At 49.4% G+C, this 16,691-nt stretch carries 17 protein-coding genes; 2 read left to right on the plus strand and 15 right to left on the minus strand.

Annotation, left to right across the window (positions count from 1 at the left end):
* Positions 1 to 17: 17 nt before the first annotated feature.
* From cbiD to K0036_RS13585, 6 genes are all read right to left on the minus strand, one after another.
* The gene (gene cbiD, locus K0036_RS13560) at positions 18 to 1,172 is read right to left on the minus strand and encodes a cobalt-precorrin-5B (C(1))-methyltransferase CbiD (RefSeq protein WP_220429971.1); all 1,155 of its coding nucleotides are present in this window, start codon (positions 1,170 to 1,172) and stop codon (positions 18 to 20) included.
* A gap of 46 nt (positions 1,173 to 1,218) precedes the next feature.
* On the minus strand, positions 1,219 to 1,692 hold the full coding sequence (locus K0036_RS13565) for a superoxide dismutase family protein (RefSeq protein ID WP_025642840.1): 474 nt from the start codon (positions 1,690 to 1,692) through the stop codon (positions 1,219 to 1,221).
* 21 nt (positions 1,693 to 1,713) lie between these two features.
* A complete protein-coding gene (locus K0036_RS13570; protein ID WP_220429972.1) occupies positions 1,714 to 3,483 on the minus strand; it encodes a putative bifunctional diguanylate cyclase/phosphodiesterase in 1,770 nt (589 codons plus the stop codon).
* Positions 3,450 to 4,118, minus strand: a complete 669-nt coding sequence (locus K0036_RS13575; RefSeq protein ID WP_220429973.1) for a cobalamin B12-binding domain-containing protein — start codon at positions 4,116 to 4,118, stop codon at positions 3,450 to 3,452. The genes K0036_RS13570 and K0036_RS13575 overlap by 34 nt, the downstream gene beginning before the upstream one ends.
* A complete protein-coding gene (locus tag K0036_RS13580) occupies positions 4,061 to 4,516 on the minus strand; it encodes a hypothetical protein (RefSeq protein WP_220431349.1) in 456 nt (151 codons plus the stop codon). Before K0036_RS13580 ends, K0036_RS13575 begins: the two co-directional genes overlap by 58 nt.
* Before the next feature lie 167 nt (positions 4,517 to 4,683).
* On the minus strand, positions 4,684 to 5,532 hold the full coding sequence (locus K0036_RS13585) for a MerR family transcriptional regulator (RefSeq protein WP_220429974.1): 849 nt from the start codon (positions 5,530 to 5,532) through the stop codon (positions 4,684 to 4,686).
* A gap of 163 nt (positions 5,533 to 5,695) precedes the next feature.
* On the opposite strand from K0036_RS13585, the gene K0036_RS13590 reads away from it, so the two are divergent.
* Positions 5,696 to 6,370: a response regulator transcription factor gene (locus tag K0036_RS13590; RefSeq protein ID WP_334300879.1), complete on the plus strand. Its 675-nt coding sequence runs from the start codon at positions 5,696 to 5,698 to the stop codon at positions 6,368 to 6,370.
* Positions 6,367 to 7,566, plus strand: a complete 1,200-nt coding sequence (locus K0036_RS13595) for a sensor histidine kinase (RefSeq protein ID WP_220429975.1) — start codon at positions 6,367 to 6,369, stop codon at positions 7,564 to 7,566. The genes K0036_RS13590 and K0036_RS13595 overlap by 4 nt, the downstream gene beginning before the upstream one ends.
* Positions 7,567 to 7,571: 5 nt before the next feature.
* Here K0036_RS13595 and K0036_RS13600 read toward each other — a convergent pair whose 3' ends face one another.
* The 9 genes from K0036_RS13600 to K0036_RS13640 form a co-directional block, all read right to left on the minus strand.
* Entirely contained in the window at positions 7,572 to 10,250 is a 2,679-nt protein-coding gene (locus K0036_RS13600; RefSeq protein WP_220429976.1) for an ABC transporter permease, read from the minus strand.
* Entirely contained in the window at positions 10,250 to 10,930 is a 681-nt protein-coding gene (locus K0036_RS13605) for an ABC transporter ATP-binding protein (protein WP_173693893.1), read from the minus strand. Before K0036_RS13605 ends, K0036_RS13600 begins: the two co-directional genes overlap by 1 nt.
* 145 nt (positions 10,931 to 11,075) lie before the next feature.
* Positions 11,076 to 11,534 (minus strand): VOC family protein, encoded by a 459-nt coding sequence (locus tag K0036_RS13610; RefSeq protein WP_220429977.1) that lies wholly within the window; start codon positions 11,532 to 11,534, stop codon positions 11,076 to 11,078.
* Positions 11,535 to 11,571: 37 nt separating this feature from the next.
* Positions 11,572 to 12,036: a VOC family protein gene (locus K0036_RS13615; RefSeq protein WP_025642831.1), complete on the minus strand. Its 465-nt coding sequence runs from the start codon at positions 12,034 to 12,036 to the stop codon at positions 11,572 to 11,574.
* A 70-nt stretch (positions 12,037 to 12,106) separates the two neighbouring features.
* Positions 12,107 to 12,889 carry an ABC transporter permease gene (locus K0036_RS13620; protein WP_259283309.1) on the minus strand — a complete coding sequence of 261 codons (783 nt, stop codon included), beginning with the start codon at positions 12,887 to 12,889 and terminating at the stop codon, positions 12,107 to 12,109.
* The gene (locus K0036_RS13625) at positions 12,886 to 13,839 is read right to left on the minus strand and encodes an ABC transporter ATP-binding protein (protein WP_220429978.1); all 954 of its coding nucleotides are present in this window, start codon (positions 13,837 to 13,839) and stop codon (positions 12,886 to 12,888) included. The genes K0036_RS13620 and K0036_RS13625 overlap by 4 nt, the downstream gene beginning before the upstream one ends.
* Position 13,840: 1 nt before the next feature.
* Positions 13,841 to 14,707 (minus strand): AraC family transcriptional regulator, encoded by an 867-nt coding sequence (locus K0036_RS13630; RefSeq protein ID WP_220429979.1) that lies wholly within the window; start codon positions 14,705 to 14,707, stop codon positions 13,841 to 13,843.
* Positions 14,708 to 14,820: 113 nt separating this feature from the next.
* Positions 14,821 to 15,954, minus strand: coding sequence for a sensor histidine kinase (locus K0036_RS13635; protein ID WP_220429980.1), 1,134 nt, complete (start codon positions 15,952 to 15,954; stop codon positions 14,821 to 14,823).
* The gene (locus K0036_RS13640; protein ID WP_220429981.1) at positions 15,951 to 16,640 is read right to left on the minus strand and encodes a response regulator transcription factor; all 690 of its coding nucleotides are present in this window, start codon (positions 16,638 to 16,640) and stop codon (positions 15,951 to 15,953) included. The genes K0036_RS13635 and K0036_RS13640 overlap by 4 nt, the downstream gene beginning before the upstream one ends.
* Positions 16,641 to 16,691: the final 51 nt, after the last annotated feature.

Raw genomic sequence — 16,691 nt, forward strand, 5'->3', positions numbered from 1 at the left:
GCTTCAACTGTCTTTCTCTATTTTTTCCCGTCTTGTTCCAGGTCTGCCACCGCTCTTCTTAGAAGGTCATCCGCAAGATCAGTCTTGCCCAATATTCCGTATACATTGGAGAAAACGACCGCTCCTGTCTCCATTTCCTCTCCTGCGCGGTATTCGAGGTATCTTTGTATCTGGCCCATGACTTGCTCCATCACCATACGGCGTTCCCCGTCGCTTAGCATGGCAAGGGCATCGTCCGTGGTCATGGCTTCCAGCAGCCTCCTGGATTGCTTCCCAGAAAGACCTGCCCGAAGAGCCGCAGATGCCAGAATCTCCATCCGGCAGTCTGCCCATCTGGAATGGGTATTCATGATCCCGCCCGCCACCTTGATCAATTTTCCGATATGGCCTGCCACCAGAATTCCCTTGCAGCCTTGTTCCGATGCCATATCCAGGGTCTGTCCAATATAATTGCTGCATTTGATAACAGCCTTTTCTTCGATGCCGTAGGCATCCCTCAAAAACGTAAGGCCATAATTCCCCGGCGCAATGACCAGATGCCGGCTTCCCCCGGCCATCCTTACCTGAATCTCCAGCCGTATCGTATCGATCAGTGCCTGCTCGCTCATCGGCTCTACCCGGCCGCTTGTCCCCAGTATGGACAGGCCGCCTGTAATGCCAAGCCTTGGGTTAAAGGTCTTTCGTGCCAGCCTCTCTCCATCCGGGATGGATATCTCTACCTCGATGCCACCGCTATATCCTGCTTCTTCACAGGCTTCCCCCACCTCCTGCAGGATCATCTTCCGCGGCACCTGGTTGATGGCCGGGCTTCCTATCGGCTGCTCCAGCCCTGGCTTCGTTACTTGGCCAATCCCCTGTCCGCCCCGCAGGACTCTTTCTCTTCCTTTCGTCCGCTGTACCTTGCTATATACCAGCACGCCGTCGGTGATATCCGGGTCATCCCCGCTATCCTTTTTAACCGCGCAGGATACGCTGGAAGGTAATCTGTCTTCCTGCGCGGCGTACGCTATTTTTATGTCATAGAGTTCAAGGGTAAGCATCTCCCCGTTGGGAAGCCCTACTTGTATATGATCTGCCTGCTCCCCGGTAAACAGCATCTGCATTGCCGCCTTGGTTGCTGCCTGGGCACATGTTCCTGTCGTATATCCCCAGGCAAGCTTCTTCTGTGCCATTGCCTTCCCTCCTTGTATATCCTCTGCCTGTTATATGGCTCTTATCCTATTCTTCCCATGCCATGATCTCTCCGCAGGCGATCTTGTCTCCCGAGTCCCCGGATGGCTGGCTTCTGAAATCATCCGGCATCCCATGGACAACGATCGTCCTTCCAATCACTTCTTCCGGATAAAATCTCCCGGTATATACCTCCATCCATGCAATACCGTTGTGACTCATTAGCGGCGGAAGATCACCCGCATGCCTGGGATGAGGCACCCCTTTGGGATTATAATGGCTCTTGGCATCCGCAAATTCATCCTGTGAATTTCCCGTACAGCTGCCTCCTTCATGAATATGGAAGCCGTAGAAGCCGCCGCTCTCCCTTTCCAGTTCCGGGGGGATTCCATAGATTTCACCCATAAGAACCGTCCCTCCGTATACTTCATACAGATAGACATTTCCCCGGATCGATTCATATGTCTCGCTGCCTTTGATGGCTGCATGAGCAGACGGTATTCCTTGAATCACTTTAAACATTTCATCACACTCCTTGCAACATCATATGCAGCAGTCCATGAAATGTTCCTCAAATTCCTCCTGTGGCATTGGATGCCCATAATAATAGCCCTGGGCATACTGGCAACCCATTAAAGCCAGGCGCTGCGCCTGCTGCTTTGTCTCGACCCCTTCGGCGATCACTTGAAGTCCCAGCTCCAGCGCCAGATTGATGACCGCCTGCATCGTCGCGTGCCTGCGCTTCGTTTCCGTCTCCTCCCGCAGAAACTTAAGATCCAGCTTCAGAACATCTATAGGAAGTTCGGACAGCGTGTTGAGAGAGGAATATCCGCTTCCGAAATCATCCATCTCAACTACAAACCCGGAATCCCGAAGCCTTTCCACCACCGCAAGAAGCTGCTGGGAGTCCGATATATAAGCTGACTCTGTAATCTCAAGATGCAGATCCTGCGGCTTCAGTCCATAAGTTTCAATCAGTTTGCCAAACTGCTCCGGCAGGTCTCCGTGATAGATATCCATCCTGGATACATTTACCGCTATAGGAATTCCGTGCATACCGGTCGCTTTCCATCTTTCCAGTATCTCGCAGGCCTTTCTACATACGTACATGTCCAGAGAATAGATGAATCCGTTCTTCTCAAAGACAGGGATGAACTCAGCCGGGGAGATCATTCCCAGTTCCGGGTGCCGCCATCTTACCAGCGCCTCCGCTCCTATCATCTTCCCAGTCCCTAATTGTACCTTGGGCTGCAGATAGACCAGGAAATCCTCCCTTAAAAGAGATTCCACCATGGTATCTAATATCTTCTGTTCCATAAGCATCTTGCGGCGCATGGAATCGTCATAGTAGGCCAGCCTCTTTGAAAATATTCCCTTAATGCTTTCGACTGCGATAAATGCCCGGTCGCACATTCTTGCCGTAGAGATATCTCGTTCTTCAATCCTGTAGATTCCTGCCTTAACTTCGATACGGGCAGGCAGTGAATAACTGTCAGCGAATTTTCCAAGGCTGTCCTCCAGCGACTTGTACCGCGCTTCTTGATGGGGCGCCAGCACGGCGAACAGATCTGCCCTGATTCTGGCAGACAGCGATAATTCCCCTCCCCCCACATCCAGAAGGCAGGCGGACAGATCGCAAAGCAGCTGGTTGCCCGCGGCCGTTCCGAACGCATCATTCACAATTTTGAATCTTTCAATATCCACGGCTATGATATCGAAATCCTGATCGGGATTCTCTTTCAGTATCCTATCTGCCTTTTCATAAAAGGCTTTTTCAGTAAGAAGGTTCGTGATCGGATCCCGTTCTAGTATCTCAATGATATTTTCAGCCTTGCGTATTTGCTCCAAGGTTTCTTTCAATTGCATGTTTGCCTTGGCAAGCGAACGCTTGGAATCAACGAGGCGGTTATTCATCTTCTGAATCTCATAGAATTCATTTCCATATGGGCCAGTGTTCATGCCCGGCAGTTCATCCAGCGCGCAGAGCTGGGCTTCCGTCATCTGAGGAAGCTGACTCTTGTCTTCCATCTCATACACAAGCAGCAGAACCTGTTCTTTTACTGCCTTAACCGTTGCAAAAGCCATCCTGCCATCTGCTCCCCGAAGCTTAAGGCGCTGCGTCGCGCTTCCTCCCGCACTCTTCTGCATCAGCCTGTCCAGACAGTCCTGATCTGTAAAGATCTCCCGCGCGTCTTGTCCTTCCCGGGCCAGGCACGCGGGGATGCTGCGGATCACCTTTCTGATATTCCAACGTGCATCGCATAAAGCAATATAGACCATCATATCTTTTCTTCCGGCATATTCTCCGCCCATGCCACCAGTTCCCTTGCATCACGGGTATATACGTCAATCCTCCAGTCCTTTTGTATTTCGCTCAAACTTTCCAATGCGTGTCCTCCAACCGCAATCCGAATATCCGTAAATGCCTCTTTAAGCCTCTTCACACTATCCATGCACTCCACCAAGTACTGAGGCATGGTAATCGAAAGCGCTATCAGAGCCGGCTTTTCTTCCTCTGCGGCCTTATGTAACTCCTCATATGACGCCGCTCCAAGATAGACGCTGTCCCAGCCCGCATATTCAAAGAGATCCGCCACCATCCGGGCTCCCATCTCATGCAGTTCGCCGCCTACGCAGGCCACCACCATCTTCTTTCCTTTGCGACTGCTTTGAAAGATGGCCGGATACATCTGCGACATCGCTGTCTGGGTCGTGGCTGTACAGTAATGTTCCATATCTACGGATATCTTATGGCTATGCCATAGTTCGCCCACTTCCTCCATGGTTTTTCCAAGAATATCCACACAGATATCCGGAAGCGGGATATCGGACTGGAGAAAGTTTCCTACCAAAGCGACCGCCTTTCTGGTGTCTGACTCCATCAGCGAATTCAGATAGGAGGCTCTTTCTTCCTTGTATTTCCCCTTTCCCACTCGCTGTGCGTGCATGCTTTTGCCTCCTCGGCCAGCACTGCTTCCATCCCTTTGCTTACAATTTCTTCCAGTTCCCTTTGCCTGCTTCCGGACATTGTCTTCCCCACGCACTCCTTGACTGCCTGGAAATGCTCCATCAGCAGCGCGCATACCCTGCCTCTTTCATCCGATGCAATCACAGGACAGAGCAGCTGATACAGCCACCGGGCATAATCCTCAAATATTTTCTTATCGCCCAGAGTCCAGGACGCATATAGATAGTCCGTCGTAAATTCTGCGTATTCCTTTGCCAGATTCCATTCCGGCATGCAGAATCCGCCTTGCCGCCTGGCAGCTTCGCTGTTCTGGCATCCGGCAACCATGTCAGAGAGTTTCTGGAATTCTGGTTCTGAATTGAATCCTAACAATCCCATTTTCATCCCGTTCCTTTTTCACATTTTCTTTGCTAAAATTGCTTAGCCAGTTCCAATATCATCAAACCAATACTATTATAGCAAATTTCGAAAGAAAAATATACTGTTTGATTTACCAGGCTTCTCATGCGTCAAAAGGCGGCTGACATCCGCCAGCCGCCTTTATACTATCCTTTATAGAACGTTCTCAGCGCCCTTCCGATAAATACCGACGCTCCCTCTCCATATTTTTGATCCGTACTCTTCTGCAATGTTTCATTTTTCAGATACATGTCTGCCATATCAAGCATAAATGCAGATACATCTTTCATTTGATATAACTGTTTTGATACAAAATCTATCTCCCCCACAACCTCTTTTACTTCAAATGAATCTACGTCCGCTCCCATTCTGGATACGAGTTTTTCCGTCGCCGCATCCAGCCTCTTTTGGTATGCTTCCAAAATCTCAGGGTTTTCAGGATTGGCGGCAGCAGTCATGGCTCTCTCCTTATCCCCGTACCATTCCACCACCTTTTCAAAGTTCTTCTGGGCCTGCGGGCTGGCGGCGCTGTCAAGGAAATGCTGCTCAAACGCCTCCATACTCCCGTATTCCTTAATAAATATATCCTTTTGCTCATCTGTCATATTTTTTAACATATCGTTATACATCTGCTCGATATCCGTCTTATCAAAAACCTCGAAATCCATCTTATTCTCTCCTTTCAGAATGTCATCGATACTGCCGATGATCCGCTCAAGCCTTTCTTTTTTTAAGATCAGCAGTTTTTGCTGGCTCTTCAGCAGTTCATTCTTATCAAGATCAGGATTTTTAAGGACCGCCTTAATCTCCTTAAGGGGCATATCGAATTCTCGAAAGAACAGTATCTGCTGTAAGATCTCCAATGCCTTATCGTCATAAAGCCGGTATCCCGCCTCGCTGACAAGAGTCGGCTTAAATAGTCCGATCTCATCATAATAATGAAGCGTACGTACGCTGATACCTGTGATCTTTGAAACTTCTTTTACTGTCCTCATATACCGTGTTCCTCCTGTTCTTGATGATTTTATCATACCCTATGACGCAGCGTGAGAGTCAACCAGAAAATTCTGCGTATTTTATATCCCTTCTGGCAATTCCCATCCTATGCGTTATAATATACAGTATGGCGGCTTTGCCGTACATTTCATTTCTCAGGTGGTGGAACTTTTGATTAAAATATTATTGTTGGAAGACGATGACACGATTTCCTTTGGCATTGAGGCGGCTTTAAAGCGAAAAGGATATGATTGCATCACATGCCCTTCGATCGAGCAAGGGAGGAAACTCTTTTCCTCCGATATTCGTCTGATCCTGCTGGACTTAAATCTCCCCGACGGAAGCGGGTACGATTTCTGCAGATGGGTGAAGGAGCAGGCAGATACCCCGATTATCTTCCTGACCGTGCGCGACAGTGTAATGGATATTACCAGGGGACTTGACATGGGAGCGGATGACTATATCACCAAGCCCTTTCATATCGCTGTGCTGGAATCCAGGATTGCCGCCGTGCTTCGCAGGCTTCCGGAGGACAGGCAGCCGGTACTCGTCTGCGGGGATATTTCCCTCGACAAGGATAAAATGCAGGGATATCTTAACGGAGAGCCGGTCACTCTGACTGCCCTTGAATACCGCCTTCTCCATATACTCTTGGAGAACAAGGGCCGTACGCTGCCCCGAAATCTGATTCTGGAACGGCTATGGGATGCAGACGGGAACTTTGTTAACGATAATACGCTGACGGTAACGATGAGGCGGCTGCGGAAAAAACTGAATGACACGCGGCATATCGTAACGATCCGCGGCATCGGCTATCGGATGGAGGAGATTGTATGAAGAAACAAGGGATGAAAGCATTTCTTGCCTCCTGCCTGCTCTGGCTGCTTCCCGGCCTGGCAGCAGGCTTTCTTTGCGCCGCTATTTTAAGTTCCCATGAATACGGCTTCACCGCCCGCTTAACGGGAGCAATTCTGGAAGGGCAATCTCTCCCGGCGGCGATGAAGGACAGGCTTCAAACGGAGAATAAAGAGGACTTTAAGGAAGGAAGGCGCTATCTGGAACAGTACGGCCATCACCGATGGGGTACGATGCCGCTGATTCTGCCTTACACCATCGTTTTTTGCCTGATACTTTTTGAAGCGGCAGGATGTGCCGTGTTCTATATACGCAGACGGGATTGGAAGTACCAGGAGAAAAGGATCCGGGAACTGGCCGCTTACTTGCAGGCTGCAGACAGCGGAAAGGCCGTGCTGCTTACCCGCAGGGAGGACGCCTTCTCCCATCTGGAAGACGCCATATATAAAACGGTTGCCTCCCTTGCCTCGACAAAGGAAGACGCGGTAAAAGACCACCAGATCCTGGCCGCAAGGATTGCGGATATCGCCCACCAGTTAAAGACCCCTCTTACTTCCATGTCTCTGATGGCAGAACTTCTGGAACCTTCCCGCAAGGAGGAGGAAGAATACTTGGAGCGTCTGAGACGCCAGATTGAGCGTCTGAAAGGACTTGCAGACGGACTTCTGGTTCTGGCCAGACTGGATTCCCACACTCTGGAATTCTGCCGGCAGGATCTGGGCGTAGAGGAACTGCTCTATGAGGCTGCCGGTCCCCTAAAAGAGATGATGGATCAAAAGCAGATCAAACTGACGATTCAAAGGGCGGTCTGCGAAGGCCAGAAGGCACCTGCAGACATTCGAATAAACGCAGACATGCAATGGACCTCGGAGGCGTTCATCAATATCCTGAAAAACTGCGTCGAGCATACGCCGGATCAAGGCACTATCCAGATCGAATACGGACAGAACCCGATCTATACTCAGATTCTTATAGAGGATGGCGGCTGCGGCTTCTCCAAAAAGGATCTTCCCCATCTGTTTGACAGATTCTACCGCGGAGAACACGCAGCGAAAGACAGCGCCGGCATCGGGCTTGCTCTTTCCCGGCTGATCCTGGAAGCGCAGAACGGACATGTCCACGCCGAAAACTCTCCGGCCGGACATGCCCGCTTCATTATAAGATTCTACAAGGACTGACCCTGTCAGATCGTCTCATCCTTGATCGCGTCAATAATATTCTGTCTCTGGATTCTCCTGTCACCTGCAACGTATGCCCCAATGATGCAGGCAAGGACGAGGCCTGTATAGCCAAGGACGGCCGCGTAAGGCGCATAGGGCAGGTATTCCCCAAGGCTTACTTCATTGAGATACAGGAAGCCTGCCAGAACGGCCGCCTGGAATGGAAGGCTGTAGAGCAAGGGCTTCAGGCCCAGATTCAATCCCTCCAGGAGCAGCATGCGGCGCAGTTTTAGCGGTGAGAGCCCTACCGACTTAAGCATGGCAAACTCCCTGCTCCTCTGGCGAAGGTTACCTGATATGCTGGCCCATACATTGGACAGTCCGATCAGCGCCAGCAGTCCCGTCAGGAAAGCGATGACCGTAGATATGACCCCATTTGCCTGATCCATCATTTCCTTTTTCTGTGCCAAGTCTGAGACCATATAGTCCCCGCTGCCATAGTAGCGTCCCACAATCTCCTCGATGCTTTTGGATACCTCCTGGATTCTGGAATAAGACACGCCTGTGGAACTATCCGTCATAAAGTTTCCATAGACCGCCGTTGCGGTAAAGCGCCTTTTTTCGCTACAGTTTGCCGCAATTTCTCTGACATGTTTCATCGGCAAGATTGCTATCAGCGTAAACCTGGGCAGTCCCAGTCCTTCTGTCGGCAGTTTCTCTACAATCTCCCCTGCTGTTAGCTGGAACTGATAATCGCCTTTATCTTCATCATATGCCTTCTCCGTAAATGGAATCTCCTGTCCTGTCTGGATTTTTAGCATTTCTCTGTAAATTTTTTTCTTTCTCGTACTGGCATGAGGATCTGCAGTCTGGTTATAAATCAGCGCCTTGCTCCCATCTTCCAGGTATGGCTCCGGATCTATCCCAAGTTCCCGGCAGTATTCCCGAAAGCTTTCTTCTTCAAGCCCAATCAACTGGGAATAGATTCTGTACTTTCCGTCCCGCTTAATCGGCGTATACTTCTTCTCCGATACAATCTCATCAAAGCCTCCCAGATAAGTGTCTATATCATCCGCAGCCTGCTCTTTGGTCACCCAGGTGGCGCAGGGCATCTTGTTATAAAGAACGGACTGGCTGATTCCAGAGACTTCTTTTATCTCATCCAGCGCCTTTTGCTCCGGCACTCTTCCATCGCTGATCGTAAGAAAAATATGTCCTTCTTTTTCCTCCTGCGTCTGATAGATCTCTCTGGCAGCGTTCTGGGTTGTAACAATATACAGAAACCCAGTTAGCAGAAGGAAAGACATACACAGCGAAATGGTAGCTGTGCGGTAGGATCTGCGGCGCGCCGTTAACGCATTGGCGGCCAGTTCCCCGCTGATTCCGAATCGGCTGTAAATCCGGCTTCTTCGTATCTTCTTTCCTCTTAGCGTCTCCACCTGCCTAAGCGCCTCTACCGGCGTCAGCCTGGCTACCCTGCGTGCCGGTATCCTGGCAGATATCCAGGCCGTGGCAACAGACAGAAGAATAGCCGGTACTATGGCAGGAAGCCCGAAGGTCAGCACGATATCCGGCGCGCTCCTTCCTATATCATTTGCCTGATTGATCAGGCGCATCAGTTCCACGTCCAGAAGCCAGCCGCATAAGATTCCCAGAGGAAGCGGCACCACGAGCAGCATCAAGGCTTCCAATGTCACTGCCGCCTTGATCTGCTTCGGCGATGCCCCGATTCCCGCCAGCGTGCCCAGCTGGGCAAGTTTTTCATTGGCAGACAGGGCAAATGCATTATGGATCACCAGTACGAATACCCCGATCAAAAGCACGGCCAGGACAAGAAAAAATAAGGGAACCGTCAGCATCTTCAGACTGTCTATACTGTGAATCTGCTCTGGCGGCAGAATTCCATATTTGGACAGAAGTCCTGCATTATATCTAAGATTATACGTCTCGTATTCATCCGCCTCATATCCAATGGATGCTGCAAGAGCAGGAAGTTCCTTATAGGTACTTCTCATAGGATCAAACCGCAGATAGACTGTCAGGCTATCCTCAGGCTGAATCGATTCTTCGTTTAGAAAACTCATGGCGGTATATGCCGGAACCGAAGAAGATGTGGCAACATCCATAATTCCTACAATCTTGTATGCTTTCGTACCTGTCTGTTGAAAGGCTTCCCCCTCATGAAAGCCTTCTGTCTCCATACACACGTTTCCTTCATAGATGCGGTTCCCCGTAGGAAGGGTGAGCGTATCTCCCACAGTCGCTTCCGGGTGGTCATCAAAATATTGCTTTGAAAGAACGATCTCATCTTCCGCAGCCGGAACGCGCCCCTGGGTTATCAGGCTTTTCTCCGGCATGGAGTCCCAATATTCCTTGTTTGCGCCTCTGGATATCAGGTAGGTCCGTTTCCCTGTATCTTCAAGTTTTGCCACTTCCCAGGGGCCTTTTAATAGTACAGCCTGTACAGACGCATAATTCTCTATCTGCTTCAAACTTTCGCCTTTGGTATCATCAAACAGTTCTCCGTGCCAGTTGCCATCCTCATTGATGGAAAGGGCAATCGCATCCGTCCACATTGTATAGACAAACCCGCAGAAGCAAGACATCATGGTAGTCATTAAAAATAAAGCGATCATTATGGCAAGGCTCGTTCTTTTATTCTTCCGTATGGAATCCCACACATATTCCCTAAGAATCTTCATCAGCCCACCACCTCGTCATGCAGAATCTTTCCGTCTTCCAGCGTTATAACCCGGTCGGCCATAAGGGCAGTCTTCTCATCATGGGTAATCAGCAGAATCGTCTGCCCATAACGGCGGTTAGACAATTTCAGCAATTCGATCGTCTCTTCCGAATTCTTCCGATCCAGATTGCCAGTCGGCTCATCTGCCAGCAGAATCGCCGGGTGGTAAATCAGGCTTCTGGCAATCGCAACTCTCTGCTGCTGCCCTCCTGATAGTTCGCTTGGCAGATGGCTTAAGCGGTCGGCAATTCCAAGCGCCGTGACAAGCTGCTCGAACCGTTCCTCATCAGGCTTCTGGTTATCCAGCAATACCGGAAGCAGGATATTCTTGCGCACATTCAGCGTGGGAATCAGGTTATAGAACTGGTACACCAGCCCCACCTTCCGTCTCCGGAAGGCGGCAAGCTGTTCCGGTCCAAGGCTCGAGATGTCTGTATCCTCAATATAAATGCTTCCGCTGGTGGGCCGGTCTACCCCTCCCAGCATGTGAAGCAGCGTTGATTTGCCGGAGCCGGATGCCCCGATAATTGCGGTAAAGCTTCCCCGTTCCAAAGAAAAACTGACATCCTTAAGCGCAGTTACGGTATTCGAACCGCTGCCATATATTTTTGTAAGATGACTGCAGCGTAGTATTTCCATAGTCGTGTATCTCCTTTCCTGTTCGATACTAACATAATAGCCAGGAAAAGTGACAGGAAAGTGACAAGGACCTTGTTTGTCTTCCTATAGCAGAAGGATTCAAAGCCTGAAAGAATAAAGAAAAAACTCGGCTAAAGCGTCTCTTCTATCTGGCATATGCTTTAACTGCTTTCAGCGGTATCCCCATTTTTTCAGCGATCTCTTCCATCGTCATTCCCTGGTCTAAGTAACGCCTGCAGACAGTCTTCATGTTTTCTCCTACTTCTATGATATGGTGATCCGGGTCATATAAGCGTACGACTCTTTGTCCCCAGCTATGCTCCATGACGGGATGCACATATTCGATCTTCTCCATACTGTAAAGTTTCTCCACAAAGCTGTCAAAATCATCTTCTTCAAAATATATCTCCGTGTCGTTACCATGATAGGAAATCTCTTTGCCGGTAAATTCCTTAAAACTTCCTTCTGTCTGTAATGCCAGTCCTCCGGTCAATACCGCATGAATCCCCATATCAGCCAGTGTACGCAGGCCCAAGACTTTCCAATAAAAATCTTTCGATTTCTCCAGATCTTTCACCAACAGCATATAGTTCTTTATTTTCATTATTCTTTCCCCTTTTCTACCATCGCCCGGTTGAAGGCTAACTGCGCAGAAGCGTTTCCAAATCCGCTATGGATACATCCATCCGTTTGGAAGTCTCTTCCATTGACATTCCAGAATCCAGAAAACGTTTCACAACCATTTTCATGTTCTCGCCGACTTCTATAATGTGGCCATCCAAATCATAAAAACGAATCGAGCGTTGTCCCCACCCAGCCTCTTTAACGCCGTCTCCAATATAGTTAATATCGTCACGTCCTTCTAATTTAACAAGAAAATCGTCAAAATTATCTTCCTCAAAGTACAGTTCCATATTATGGGACCTTTCTGCCACACTCTCCTTCGGAATTCCAATCAGCCAGTCAAACTCCTGCTGCAGAGACAGGCCGCCAAAGGAAACATTTATGCCATAATCCTGAAACACCTCGAGTTCAAATAGTTCCTGATAGAACCTTTTAGAACGCTCTACATCTTTTACCGCAATACATACGCCTTCATATTTCATTTCATTTACCTCCTGGTATTTAAATTCAAGCCTCTCCTCTGCCAGCAGCAAATGGACAGCATGATGTCTATTATACCATAACATTGCACGATTGTGCTACAAGCGCATCTCTTTCTTCAGATTCCAGAGCGCCCATCCAAAACTGCCTGCTCCCAATAATAGAAACAGCCCCCCCAACGGACCCTATGGTCTTCATGTCGATGGCTCCATATAGAATCATCGAGCGTATGGCATTAATGGCATGTGTAAGCGGGTTCAGCCGGATGACTGCCCCCAGCGCTCCTTGAAGTCCATCAGCCGGGAACAGTGCCGTACTCAGAAAGAAAACAGGAAGCACGATTGCGTTCATAACCGTTTCATACAGTACTTCATTGGGAAGGATCAGGCTGATGCTATAAGAAACCCCAGCCATGAAAAATGCCATCAAGGCAATCAGCAGGATGATGAGAACGACTCCGCGCATATCCAGCATAACATCTGCAGAAAGCAGCAGACTGATTACCGCCAGAAGCCCCACTTCTATAAAAGTACAGCATACTGCTTCCAGAAGCTGCCCCAATACAATGGAGCCCCTCCGAACGGGAGCGATCAGAACCCGGTAAAAGCTGCCATCCGTCTTCATCAGGTAATTCATGATCCCGCTGCTGCTGCAGGCCGAGAAACAGACTAGCATGATCAGGCCTGGGAAGATAAAGGCCGTATAATTATCTATTCCGGCACCTCTCAAAGTTCCTTCTGCAACCCGGCTGTAAAAAACCAGCCACAAAACAGGCTGTAATATTGTAATCACTATGGTAAAAGCATTATGAAAGCGCCATTTGATGTTCCGATAAAAAATTGTGGCAACACTCACTTTTGTTCACCTGCTTTCCATTTGTCCGTCAGGCGTAAAAACACATCCTCTAAGGTAGGCTGTGAGATCTCTATGCCGCGAAACGGGATATTGTGCTTAAGCAGAATCCCCAATGCCCGCTCCATATCCAAATGCCCCTCCTTGGTATTGACCACGATATCCCCATTGCGAATCGTCACTTGGGATTCCGGAAATGCCGGCTTCATATCCTTCCTATGCTTTTTCGCCTCAGCGTCTGTAGAAAAATGGATCAGAAGCGTATCCTGCCTGATATAGGAACGCAGTTCTGCCAAAGTTCCCTGCGCCACTTCCCTGCCTTCTTTCATAATGCAGACCGTATTGCTAAGATTGTCGGCTTCCTCCAGATAGTGCGTAGTCAAAAAAATGGTTGTTCCAAAGTCGTCACGGATCTTCCTCACCATATCCCACATAGCCATTCGAGACTGGATGTCCATACCCACGGTGGGCTCGTCAAGAAACAAGATCCTGGGGTTTGACATCAAGTTGAGCGCAATGTCGAGCCGCCTTCGAATTCCTCCCGAGTAGGAAGCCACCGGATATTTTCTGAAACTATGCAGGTCAAAATCGCAGATCAGTTTCTCCATCCTATGTTTTGCCTCTGCTTTGGGAATCCGGTACAGCCGGCTCTGGAACAGCATATTTTCTTCCAGTGACAGATAGGTATCGATGGATGTCTGCTGAGCCACGCAGGCAATATCCTGACGTATTGATGCAGCATCCCGGCAAAGTTCCTTCCCGAGCATCCGGACTTCACCAGAATCCGGCTTCAGATATGTGGTAAGTATCCGGATCAATGTAGATTTTCCCGCGCCGTTTGGCCCCAGCAGGGTAAAGATCTCTCCTTCCCGAACCTGCACGCTAAAATTCTCCAGTGCCTGCGCGCCATTCCTATATCGCTTTGTCACCTTCTGTGCTTGTATCGCATACATTCTAGTTCTCCTTTTCTTTCTTTATCGCGATCCATACCTCCGAATGCCCTGCCGCCGGCGTGCTCTCAGCCGCCGGGTATACTTCGATATCCGGTAAGCCTGCGTACTCATAGCCGGAAAGCGGAAGCCATTCGGTATAAAAACGGCGGAATATATCCTGTACGCTTTCCTTGAAGCGGCCATCGCTTTCAAAGACAACCCAAGTCGCGGACGGAATGACACACTCATACATGCCCTCGGGTACAGGGCTGTCCGTTGCCGCCGCAATATAATAATGGAAGGCCTGAGGCCCTTTATATTCGCTGACCCCTAAGATTCCCCTGGGCTTTTGATTGCCGAAAGAACAGATTCTCTCAACCTGGCCTTTCGCAAACGCTTTCTGCCAGAACTGTGGAATCTTTCGGTGATTTTCTTCCGCTTCCTCTGCCAAAGGCCTGCGGATGCCGACAACACGTATTTCTTCTTTCTGTTCGATGTGAAATGACATAGCGGTACCTCCTGTGACTGTAACCGAAAATTTGATAGCCGGATACGTGTTCAATGTGCTTCCCTCGCTTTTGGCAGCGGCAGGGCTGATCCCATGCACGCTCTGAAAGGCACGGTTGAAGGATGTCGGAGACGAATATCCATATTTCAGCGCAATATCAATCACCTTCTGACTGGTTCTCTGTAGTTCAAAAGCGGCCTGCGTCATCCTGCGGCGGCGGATATATTCCGATAAGGAGATTCCAGCCACATAAGAAAACATTCTCTTGAAATAGAATGGTGAACAGCAGGCGATTCGCGCCGCCTCATCTAAGGATATCTCGTTATCCAGATTCCTTTCAATATACGTGACTGCATCGCTTAATTTCTTCAGCCATTCCATTGGATCCCCCTCCTTACTTTAAGTATCATATCCGTTTAGAAAATATTATTCCACGCTTTTCGTGCTCTCTTTTGTTAACTATTTGTTCTATTCATATATATGAAGCCAAAGTCTTACGTTTCATCCCAGCATATAAACCGTAACACAATCGTGCTCCCTGTCTCATTTGAATCCTCCACCGTAACTGATCCGCCATACTGTTCCATAATCTGGCGTACAATCGAAAGTCCCAGGCCCGATCCTTCAATCTTCTGGGAACGGGAAGGGTCGGCGCGGTAAAAAGGCTCAAAGATAGATTCCATGCTTTCCTGCGGTATCCCGATTCCCGTATCCGTGACAGTGATAGCAGCCTGTCCATTATTGCTTTTCATTACTCTTGCCTGCACCTGCCCGCCCGGATGGTTATACTTAATGGCATTCTCTATCACATTGTAAATAGCACGGTAAAATAAAGCGGGACTTCCTTTCGCCACCACTTCTTCGCCCTCGACGGATACCGTAATATGCTGTACCGCCGCTTTAGGCTCAAGTCCCCTGGCTACATTCAGAGTCAGCGACTTTAGCGAAACCGGTTCGTCGTCATTCCTGGCCTCTCTGCTGGCCAGGGCCAGAAGATTTTCTACCGTACAAATCAGCCTCTCCAAACTCTCCTGCGTATCCTGAACGAACTCCTGATACTCTTCCTTACTGGGCGCCTCCTCCATCTGCAGTACCTGGAGGGTCGTTTTCATTGCCGCCAGAGGCGTCTTTAACTCATGTGCCGCGTCTGCCGCAAAACGCCGCTGCATCTGGAAGGACTGGTTCAGGCGGTCAAGCATTCCATTAAAGGATTCCGCCAGCAGGCGTACTTCGGCTGTTCCCCCAGGGATCGGCAGCGGCTGATTCAATTTTTCCTGATCAACGGCATGGATTCTCCCGGTTAATTCCTCCAATGGCCTGAGCAGGCGCCCGCAGGCCCACCAGGCGAACAAGACACAGGCCAGTATGGCAAGCGCCATGGCGGCCACTCCCTGCACCGAAAAACTGCGGGTAATATCCGCCACGATCTGCCCATCCCTTTCCGGGATATCTTCCTCATAAGTCCCCGGAGGCGGTACCATGGCTTCGGAAGATGACTGGTCTTCCAGATAGCCTGCATAGTAATTGTTGGCAGAATAGATGGAGTTAGCCGTCAGCGCCAGACAGGCCAGCGTGACGATGATTCCCACTGCTGCTGTAATCTGTATTCTCAGAGACTTTCTTCTCATAGCATATCCTCTCCTAACTCCTTGATCAGGTATCCCTGGCCCCGCCTGGTCACAATATACTGCCCGGCGCCGCCTGCGCCGTCCAGTTTTTTCTTCAGCGTATGCAAATGCACTTTGAAAGAATTAGAAAAAAGATCCGCATCGCTTTCCCAGATATGTTCAATCAATTCTTCCGCACTGACTACCTGTTCGCGGTGGTGCATCAGATATTCCAGAATGCTGTATTCTTTTGGAGCCAGCTCCACCGGCTCTTTGCCTACGAAGACACGCCTGGCAGCAGTATCAACCCGTATGCGTCCGCAGCAAAGTTCCGTACTTCGGTGGATGAACTGGCGTCTCAGCAGGCTGCGTATCCGTGCCTCCAATTCTCCAAAGTCAAATGGCTTCGTCAGGTAATCGCTGCATCCCGCGTCCAGGCCTTCAATCTTGTCTTCCGCCGCTGTGCGGGCTGATAGAATCAATATCCGCATGGCGTCGTCCTCCTGCCTTACCTGTCGCAGAACTTCCATGCCATCGAGTTTTGGAAGATTCAAATCCAAAATCATCAAATCATATTCATTGACTGCGTATAATTCCAGCGCTTCTTCCCCGTCATAGGCACAGTCTACCATATAGCCGCGTTTCTTCAGCCCTCTGGCAATAGATTTTGACAGAATCGGTTCATCCTCTACTAAAAGCAGTTTCATCTGCTGCACCTCCTATTTTCGTTTGCTTTTATTTAATTATACTATGCTTTC

The sequence above is a fragment of the [Clostridium] scindens genome (genome assembly GCF_019597925.1).
Lineage (GTDB): Bacteria > Bacillota > Clostridia > Lachnospirales > Lachnospiraceae > Clostridium_AP.